Annotated in this window: 10 protein-coding genes and 2 pseudogenes; all 12 read right to left on the bottom strand. The window is 68.9% G+C overall.

The window, feature by feature from the left end; all coding sequences use genetic code 11:
- A pseudogene (locus MFF42_RS14375) lies at positions 1 to 299 on the bottom strand (porin); the annotation flags it as partial.
- A 382-nt stretch (positions 300 to 681) separates the two neighbouring features.
- Entirely contained in the window at positions 682 to 1,530 is an 849-nt protein-coding gene (napH, locus tag MFF42_RS14370) for a quinol dehydrogenase ferredoxin subunit NapH (RefSeq protein WP_238256339.1), read from the bottom strand.
- Positions 1,527 to 2,189 (bottom strand): ferredoxin-type protein NapG, encoded by a 663-nt coding sequence (gene napG / locus MFF42_RS14365; protein ID WP_153876213.1) that lies wholly within the window; start codon positions 2,187 to 2,189, stop codon positions 1,527 to 1,529. The genes napH and napG overlap by 4 nt, the downstream gene beginning before the upstream one ends.
- An 18-nt stretch (positions 2,190 to 2,207) precedes the next feature.
- Positions 2,208 to 2,564: a methylamine utilization protein gene (locus MFF42_RS14360; protein WP_238256338.1), complete on the bottom strand. Its 357-nt coding sequence runs from the start codon at positions 2,562 to 2,564 to the stop codon at positions 2,208 to 2,210.
- 14 nt (positions 2,565 to 2,578) lie between these two features.
- Entirely contained in the window at positions 2,579 to 3,640 is a 1,062-nt protein-coding gene (mauG, locus tag MFF42_RS14355; protein ID WP_238256337.1) for a tryptophan tryptophylquinone biosynthesis enzyme MauG, read from the bottom strand.
- 32 nt (positions 3,641 to 3,672) lie between these two features.
- Complete coding sequence (locus tag MFF42_RS14350) at positions 3,673 to 4,560, bottom strand: methylamine utilization protein MauJ (RefSeq protein WP_238256336.1); 888 nt, start codon at positions 4,558 to 4,560, stop codon at positions 3,673 to 3,675.
- Between the two features lie 126 nt (positions 4,561 to 4,686).
- On the bottom strand, positions 4,687 to 5,046 hold the full coding sequence (locus tag MFF42_RS14345; protein ID WP_153876209.1) for an amicyanin: 360 nt from the start codon (positions 5,044 to 5,046) through the stop codon (positions 4,687 to 4,689).
- A 63-nt stretch (positions 5,047 to 5,109) separates the two neighbouring features.
- Positions 5,110 to 5,670 (bottom strand): methylamine dehydrogenase (amicyanin) small subunit, encoded by a 561-nt coding sequence (gene mauA / locus MFF42_RS14340; RefSeq protein WP_153876208.1) that lies wholly within the window; start codon positions 5,668 to 5,670, stop codon positions 5,110 to 5,112.
- A gap of 47 nt (positions 5,671 to 5,717) precedes the next feature.
- Positions 5,718 to 6,335, bottom strand: a complete 618-nt coding sequence (gene mauD, locus MFF42_RS14335) for a methylamine dehydrogenase accessory protein MauD (protein ID WP_238256335.1) — start codon at positions 6,333 to 6,335, stop codon at positions 5,718 to 5,720.
- A 5-nt stretch (positions 6,336 to 6,340) separates the two neighbouring features.
- Complete coding sequence (locus MFF42_RS14330) at positions 6,341 to 6,910, bottom strand: MauE/DoxX family redox-associated membrane protein (protein ID WP_373875184.1); 570 nt, start codon at positions 6,908 to 6,910, stop codon at positions 6,341 to 6,343.
- Between the two features lie 5 nt (positions 6,911 to 6,915).
- Positions 6,916 to 8,142 (bottom strand): methylamine dehydrogenase (amicyanin) large subunit, encoded by a 1,227-nt coding sequence (gene mauB / locus MFF42_RS14325; RefSeq protein ID WP_238256334.1) that lies wholly within the window; start codon positions 8,140 to 8,142, stop codon positions 6,916 to 6,918.
- Positions 8,143 to 8,213: 71 nt separating this feature from the next.
- A pseudogene (locus MFF42_RS14320) lies at positions 8,214 to 8,695 on the bottom strand (methylamine utilization protein MauF); the annotation flags it as partial.

Here is an 8,695-nt window from a genome sequence, read left to right as displayed (position 1 = left end):
CCGTCTTCCCGCTGCCCCTGAACACGGGGCAGCGGGAAGACGGGCGAGGCCGGGCTGAACGCGTCCGAGAAGTGATAGGCGACGCCGGACACCGCACCGCCGACATAGATGTCACCGACCGGCGACGCGAAGCAGGTGGGGTTCGGATTGGCCTTGATGGTCGGGCCGTAGACGGGCGTCGAGATCGTAGCCTTGCAATGTTCGGATGCGGCCGGAAGCGGCGCCGCGGCAGGCACGTCGGCGGCGCGAACCGATGCGGAAGCGAGGAGAGCGAGCGCGGCCGTGGCGGCACGCAGCATGGTCTTGGATGTCATCGTGAACCGAGCCCCCCTAGCTTCTTCACACGTCCGATCACTTGGCGGATCCGTCGGACTGTCTGAGGTCGAATCGCGCGAAGCGCCAACAACGCATCGATTATCGCGCTAGGAAACATTCGCGCTCAAGCAGAAACTTCGTTCTAGTCCCGTCCGCACTGATCTTCGGCGGGCGATGTATCAAACAAGCAACAAAGCAGCGGTGCCGGTCGGGTCGAGTTAAGGATTTGGTCACATAATGAAGCGGGCGCCGCCTTCTTCAGTGTCCTGCCCCGGAAAACATGCCTTGCACGGACCGCGCCGTCGGCGGATCGAGACACGGGCAACGGGCACGACATCCGTTACTCAGCGAGATTGCGAAGCCGCATCAGCATCGACGGGACATCTCGAAGACGTCGACGGGGCATGCGTCGATGCAGCTTCCACAATTGACGCAATCCCCCGACAGGATGAACGCCGTTCCACTTCCCTTCAGGGCCGGCGTGATGACGTGGGGCTCGGTACAGATCTGGAAGCAGGCCCCGCAATGGGTGCAATCGGCACGTTTGGTCGCGGCCACGCGCACGACGCTGGCGCGGCCGACGAGGCCGTAGAAGGCGCCGACCGGGCAGAGATGGCCACACCAGCCGCGGCGCGTGATCAGCAGGTCGAGCAGGAACACGGCCGCGATGACGATCCAACCCGCGCCGAGCCCGAAGATCAGGCCGCGTTGGAGCAGGCTGACGGGGTTGACGAACTCCCAGGCGATCGTGCCGGTCAGAACGGAGGCGAGCAGCGCGCCGGCCAGCACCCAGAGCCGGGTCCGGCGGTCGAGCTTGCGGTCACGGGTGATGCCGAGCTTTTCCCGCAGCCAGAAGGCCGTGTCGGTCACGATGTTGACCGGGCAGATCCACCCGCAATAGGCGCGCCCGCCCACCACGACGTAGAACAGGATGATCACGAGAGCACCCAGAAGCGCGACACTCGCCGGCACGGTTCCGGCGGCGAGAGACTGGAGGGTGATGAAGGGATCGCTGAGCGGCAGGATGCCGAGGATCTCGCTCGACGCGAAGTTACCCCGGACGAGCCAGAGCCCCGCGAGCGGGCCGGCCATGAAGACGCCGAGCGCCGTGATCTGCGTGAGGCGTCGCAGGAACCACCATTTGTGGGCGCGCAGCCAGCCCTTGGCCGCCACGCCCTCGGCCCGTGCCGCCGCCGTCGGATTCAGGCGCTTCACGCCGCCCTCCCGGCCGGGTTGCGGCCGCGCCCGCCGAGGCCGAGTTCGCGCGGCAGCACCCGGATCGCGGCGTGGCCGAGCACGCAGTGCTTCTCGCAGGTGCCGCAGCCGGTGCATTTGTCGGAATGCACCGTCGGGATCACCATCCGGCGACCCTTGATCGTCTGGACTTCCAGCGTGATCGCCTCGTCGCGGATCGGGCAGACGCGGTGGCAGATGCTGCAGGTCATGCCCTTGTAGTTCAGGCAGCTCTCGTGCCCGACCAGGACGGCGACCCCCATATCGGCCTTCCGGATGCTCGGGATGTCGCGGTCGAGGGCGCCGGTCGGGCAGGCCTTGGCGCAGGGCACGTCGGCGCACATGAAGCAGGGCGTTTCGCGGGCGACGAAGTAGGGCGTCCCGAGCGGCGCCTCCTCCCCCATCTCGGCGAGGCGCAGTGTGTCGAACGGGCAGGCCCGCACGCAGAGGCCGCAGCGGACGCACGCCCCCTGAAAGTCGTCCTCCGGCAAGGCGCCGGGCGGCCGCAGCGCCGTCGCCTCGGCCTTGCGCGCCGACTCGACGTAGGCCGTGAGCGAAAGCCCGGCGAGGCAGGCGACGCCCGCGGCCTTGGCGCCGCTCGTCAGAAGGTCCCGCCGCGACGGAGGGTTCGGCTTCGCCATTTCAGGCCTCCCGGCGTCCTACTGGTCCGCGGCCGTGCCGGCGACATCGAGTTCCATCCGGATGATGGGATGGATCCAGCAGCGCACGACGACGTGGCCGGCTCGGCGGAGCACCGCGCGCTTGGTCGTGCGCGGCGGCTGCGTGTCGAGGGTTTCGACCTGACCGTCCTCGTAGGTGAGGTACAGGTTGTGAGAGATGTCGGCATGATTCACGAAGCGGATCGTGTCGCCCACGCGGGGCTTGATCGCCACTTCCTGCAGTTCCGCGTGATGGATCGTCACCTCGAATTCTTCGGCGCTCGCCGGCGCGGTCAGCAGCGCCACGCTCAGGGCGAGGCCGGCGGCAAGGCGGCGGAATGCGGGATCGAGGGCCATCCGAGTGTTCCTCATCACGGCAGGTGCGGCAGGGTGAGGGCGGCGGGTTCCGCCGCCAGGGATTCGAGGAAGGCAGTGAGATCGCGCCGCTCCTGCGCGCTGAGCTCGACCGGCTTCATCTCGAAGGACAGGCTCGGGCGCCGCTCGCCGCCCTTGACGTAGTGTTCGATCACCGCGTCCAGGCTGCCGAGTTGCCCGTCGTGCATGTAGGGGCCCTGCATCCGCAGGTCGCGCAGCGACGGCGTCTTGAAGGCGTAGCGCATGGCAGTGACGCTCGGCGGCGCGAACTTGCCGCGGCCGAGATCGTCGCCCGCCCTCAGGCCGATGTCGTGGAAGCTGTCATCGGTGAAGCGCCAGCCGGAATGGCAGGCCGCGCAATGGGCTTTGCCGGTGAAGAGCGCGAAGCCGCGGCGAGCATCGGCTCCGATGGCCGCCTCGTCGCCCTTGATCCAGCGGTCGAACGGCGCCTCGCCGGAGACGAGCGTTCGCTGGAAGGTGGCGAGCGCCGCCGTGACGTTGCGCGCGCTGATCGGCTCCTCACCGCCGAATGCGGCGCGGAAGAGCGGGGCGTAGCCCGGAACCGCGTTCAGGCGCTCGACGACGAGGTCCATCGACATGTTCATCTCGTCGGGTGCCGTGATCGGCATGCGTGCCTGCGCCTCGAGGCTGTCGGCCCGGCCGTCCCACTGGAAGGCTGAGCCCCAGGCGAGATTACGCACCGGCGGGGTGCGCCGTGGCAGCGAGACCATGCCGAAGCCCACCGCCCGGGTGAGACCGTCGCTCCAGCCGAGGCTCGGATTGTGGCAGGTCGCGCAGGAGACGCTGCCCGAGCGCGAGAGCCGCGGATCGAAGAACAGCGCCTTGCCGAGCGCCACCTTCTCCGGCGTCGCCGGGCTGGCCTTGGGATGCGGCACGCCGTCCGGCCGGCGGAAGCGCGCCTTCAGCGCGGCGACATCCTGCCGTGAGGGGCCGTCGATCGCCGTGGCGGCGTCGGAGCGCGCAGTCACGGCGTAGGCGCCGCCGCAGACGAGGACGGCCCAGGCGATCAGAACGGGAATCGGCAGGATCGGCCGCATGGCCCTCATCCTCGTTGGCGCTCTCGCCGGGATCAGGACGCGAGCGCCAGATCGGCGCCGCGGCGGCGGGCGATCTCGCGCAGGAGCGTCTCGCGGGCGGCGAGGTCGGCGAGACTCGCCATGTGGGCGACACGCCAGCGCGCCTCGCCCCGCAATCCGTGCGTGCCCTCGCCGGGCGCTTCCAGATCCTGGAGCACGGCGTCGCGCCAGACCTCCAGGGCGTCGATGAGGACCGTCAGCGGCTGGTCCTTGAAGGTCACGGCGCAGCCGAGGGTGCCGCTGTGGGCCAGCATCTCCAGGGTCACGGTGGGGATCGGCCGCCGCGGCTTCGCGGGAAAGGGCGCCTTGCCGGCCCGCCAGCACGTCAGCACCGCATAGGCGTTCAGGAGGCGCCAGGCCGGGTCCGAGGCGTTGCGGGCGCGCTGGTAGACGCGCAATAGCGGCTTGAGGTCGTCCGGCGCGAAGGCCACGGCGTCGAGGTCGAGGTCGAGCGCGCTCGGACGGAACGGGGTGCAGCGCCAGCGCGCCTCGTTGGCCGGATCGGCCACGCGCCAGCCGGCAATGGCCATGCCGCGTCCGAGTTCCAGTGTCCAGCGGGCGAGCCGGTCCTCCAGATCGTGCCGACATGCATCGAAGGCAGCGTAGGGCTCGGCGCTCTTGATCCGGTAGATGATCTCGCTGAGCTTGCCCGACTCGTCGCCGTAGCAGGCGATCTCGGCCGGCATGCCGTCCAGCTCGACCGTCAGTACCTCCTTCGCGGATTCGGCCCGGACGTCGATCTCCCAGCTCTGGGTGATGGGATTGCGCACGAAGAAGCCGACCAGCACGTCGCGCACGGACCGGTCCGCCTGCGAGCGCTGAAGGCTCGCGGCCGATGTCTCGCCCTTGAGCGAGCCGGTCAGATCGTAGGGAATCCACATCGGTGCACCTTGCGCGCTGACGGCCCCTCCCCACGGAGCGGGGGCGTTCGTGTCTCGGGGAGGGGACGGCGGAGAAGGGCCGGCAGGTCGCGGTCCGCTTGCGTCGGAAACCTGCCGGCCGCGTCGCTACTCGACGACGACCTTGCCCTTCATGAAGGGATGGGGCGTGCAGATGTAGTCGTAGGTTCCCGGCGTGTTGAACTTGACCGAGAAGGTCTGGTTGGAGCGCAGCATCGGCCCTTCCAGCTCCTTGTCGACGCTGCCGCCGGGCTTGAAGTGCACGTTGTGCGGCAGGGCCTCGGTGTTGGTCCAGGTCACGGCCGAGCCCGCCTTGATGCGGACCTCGGGGGTCGCGAACTTCATCTTGGCGATCTTGACCTCGGTGCTGCCGGCGGGCGCCTCCGGCACCACTTCGAGCGCGCCGGCGGCAAGCGCCGCACCGGCGGAGAGGGCAGCAAGCGTTGCTGCGAGAACGAGGACGCGCATGGGGTTCGACTCCGATGTCTCAGGGCTGTCCGGGAGCCGCGGCCCGCAGGCCGCGGCGGGGGATCAGCCGGCCTTTCCGACGATGGGCGAGATCGTGCAGTGGTAGGTCATGGCATCGTCCTCGGCGCCGAAGCACCAGATGATGTCGTTGCCGAATTCCGGACGGTAGACCGGCAGCTCGCCTTCGGTGTTCAGGCACGAGCACCGGGTGGACATGTTGGCGCCGCAGCAGTCGCGGTAGGAGATCAGGTAGCTCTGCTTGTCGGTCGGGTTGTAGCAGCTGGCGACCCAGGAGCTGGACGCGAGCTTGGTGCCGGGCGGGCAATTGGTGAGCGAGCCGCCGGAGCAGTCGCAGATGTTGCCGTCGATGGAGCAGTGGCGCCAGTAATCGCAGGCCTGCACGTCGTGGTCCTGCGGCGTCCACTTGCCCCGCGGATCGCCTGCGCCCTCGGCGGCGTTGGCGCGGCTGACGCGCCCGCGGCGGTCGACCGGAAGCAGGGGCACCAGCGCCACGCCGGCCACCGCCGTGCCGACACGCCCGATGAAGCCGCGGCGGCTGGTATGCCCCGCCACCTTGCGGGACATCTTCTCGAAGAGATCGTCGAATTGGGATTTTCCGAGCATCGTTTCCTCGTCGCTGTTCTGGGTTTGCGGACGCAGGCGCCGTTCGATCAGGCGGCCTTGGCGCCGTGGCTGTGCTTCCGGCTCGTCATGAATTGCTGGATCGACGCGAAGCCGCTCTTGTCCGCCTCGAGCAGGCTCTCGAGATGCTCGCGGGTGTTGGTGAGGCCCTTGGCGCGGATCACCCCCTCGGCATCGAGCAGCACGCCGTAGGGGATCTTACCGACTTGGAAGGCCATGCCGACCTCGGCCGAGACGACGTAGCGGATGTCGCCGAGCTCGTGCTTGGCAAGGAAGCGCTGGTGCTCGTCCGGCTGGCCGTCGCTGATCATCACCACCGCGAACTTCTCGGCCCGGGCGATCGACTTGATCAGCGGGAAGAGCTTGTCGCAGACCGGGCAGGTCGGGGCGGTGAACATCAGCAGCGTCGGGCGGCTCGCCGCGCTCGGTCCACCGATGCGCACGGTGGCGCCGGCGTGATCGGGCAGGTCGAAGACCGGCGCGGCGTCGCCGATGTCGGGGCCGTGATCGGTGATCATGGCGCCCAGGGGCGAGGAGCGTTCGTGGAGGAGGCCGACCTGCCGCAGCAGGCCGAGCAGGAGCACGGCGCAGCCGATCAGGGCGAGCCAGAGCAGGACGTTCGAGGCGATCAGGAACTGCATGGTCATCGCAGTCAGCCTTTCGAGAGGGAAGAGGGACGCGCGCCGGCCTGAAGCCCGTTCAGGAGCGAGGCGCTGTAGCCGAGGAGGAGGGCGAGGCCGGCGGCCGCGAAGCCGACGGCGAGATCGAAGGGGCCGGCGGCGGGCGCCGCCGGCAGGATCCAGGCGAGGCCGAGGGCCGCGAGGGCGAGGCCCGCGTTGCGGCCGACGAGCAGCCAGCCGAGCGGCTGCCGCATGCCGTTGCGGAAGCATCCGCAATCGATCGCCGTCCGGCCGCGGGCCACGTTGATCGCGATGGCGAGGCCGAACAGGACCAGCAGACCGCCGAGGCCCGCGGCGGCGATCGCGGCCGTCGCCGGGACCGCGAGGCCCGCGGCAAGCCCCAACTCCACGAGCGGAAGCGCGGCGGCGAAGGGGCGGGCCATCGCCTCGGGCATCAGCCGGAAGTTCCGCACGACTCCGAAGAACTCGTCGGCGTGACGCAGCTTCGGCAGGGCGGCCGCGACGAAGAGCAGGATCAGGAACGACCGCAGGAAGACCGTGACGACGGGCTCGCCGAGGAGCGGCAGGGCGATGTCGGACATGATCGTCACATGTCCGAGGTCGTGATGACCTGCGGGCCGGCGCCGAGCTGGTTGACGCTCGACATTTGCTTGCCGGTCTCGGGATCGAAGATGAACAGCGTCTTGGCGCCGGTGGAGAGCGCGTAGAGCTGCGGCTTGGCATCCTGACTCACGCCGACGGAATCGATCTCGTGCTTGAGTTCGAGCTTGTTGAGGCGCTTGCCGGTCTTGGCATCGATGACGAACACGAAGCGGCTCGGGGCCTTGTGCTTGGAGGCCGCGCGCTGGTCGCCGAGCAGGAAGATGCGATCGCTGTCGCGGTGATAGGCGACCTGCTGCCAGCCGCCCGGCGCCCAGCCGTCCTTCTTCTCGGCCTCGGTGAACGCCTCGATCGCGGGCAGGAACTTGGCCTCCTGCGAGGAGAGATCGACCTGGAAGATCTTGCCCGTGTAGGTCGGCCACACGAGGCGGCCGTTCTTGGGCGAGTAGGCCGGGTGGTTGATGACGTACTCGTTCTCCTTGTGGAAGATCTCGGTCCGTTTGGTCTGCGACTTGCCGTCGGCTCCGATGCTGACCTTCAGCAGGCTGCCGTCGCGGCAATGCATGAAGAAGGTGTCGTTGCTCGAGGGGAAGATGTGGTAGCAGTCCGGAACCTCGATCATCCGGTCGAACTTCTTGCCGGCGAGGTCGACGACGCCGACGGCCGGCTGCGGCGAGAACTGGTAGAACAGCAGCGTCTTGTTGTTGGGCGTCAGCGCCGTCATCCAGGGATAGGTGCCGACGAGGAAGCGGGGCGCGTTCGGCAGTTCGATATCGGCGATCGGGTCGGCGGTCCGCGGGTCGAGCAGCTCGACGTAGTCGGTGCGCTTGCCGCGGGCGATCCGCGAGAACACCGTGTTGGCATGCCCGAAGAAGGAGCCGTCGCTGGCCACGATCGGATTGCCCATGAAGCCGCTATCGGCCGTGCCGAGGACGCGGGCGGTGTCGCCGTCGATGATGAAGCTCTGCGAGATCGCCGCGAAGTGCTTGGGATCGTAGATGTAGACGCGCCGGGCATTCGGCGCGGGCGCCTTCAGCACCGTCGGATCGTCGGCCTTGCCGGCGGCGAGGTCGGCGGCGGCCTGCTTGGCGGCGGCACCCGGTTCGGCGGCCGCGACCGGGCCGGCGGCGATCAGGGCCGCGAGGGCCGCGGCACCGAGGGCGGAAGAGCCGTAGCGGAAGGCGTGCCGAAGCTGGGCATAGGCGTGCGTCATCATTCTCTCCTTGAGGCGAGTGCGAAAAAGCGAAGGACGGGATGGGTGAGCGGGCGCCGGCCCGCCCGCGTTCAGAGCACGGCGAAGGTCAGCAGCGCCGCGCCGAACGCGATCAGCAATCCACCGTCGAGAAAAGCTGCACTTTCCTGGCGGCGGGCGAGCCAGTTCTGCACGGCGATGTCGCTCACCGGCAGGTAATTCACCGCCATCGGCAGGAAGCGGCCCGCGTTGAAGGCCAGGAACAGCACGACCGCGGAGGTGACGTTGCCGCTCGCCACGGCCGCCGCGGTCACGAGGTACAGGATCGGGGTCTGGACATAGGTGAGGTAGTTGAGGCCGAGCGAGATTCCGTAGAGGCCGCCGATGAACCACATCGGGAAGCGCTGGCGCGCGTCGTGCGGCACCTGGGCCCGGCGCTGCGGATAGGGGACGCGCAGGAAGCCGAATTGATGCGCGCCGTAGACGAGGCCGGCGAGACCGAGCGCGGCGAGCGTCAGGACTGAGGTGCCGGCAAAGCCGAGAAGCCCTCCGGCCAGCCCGAGCAGGCCGCCGA

This window comes from Methylorubrum podarium (assembly GCF_022179745.1).
Lineage (GTDB): Bacteria > Pseudomonadota > Alphaproteobacteria > Rhizobiales > Beijerinckiaceae > Methylobacterium > Methylobacterium podarium.
This window is presented reverse-complemented; position numbering and strand designations above follow the sequence as displayed.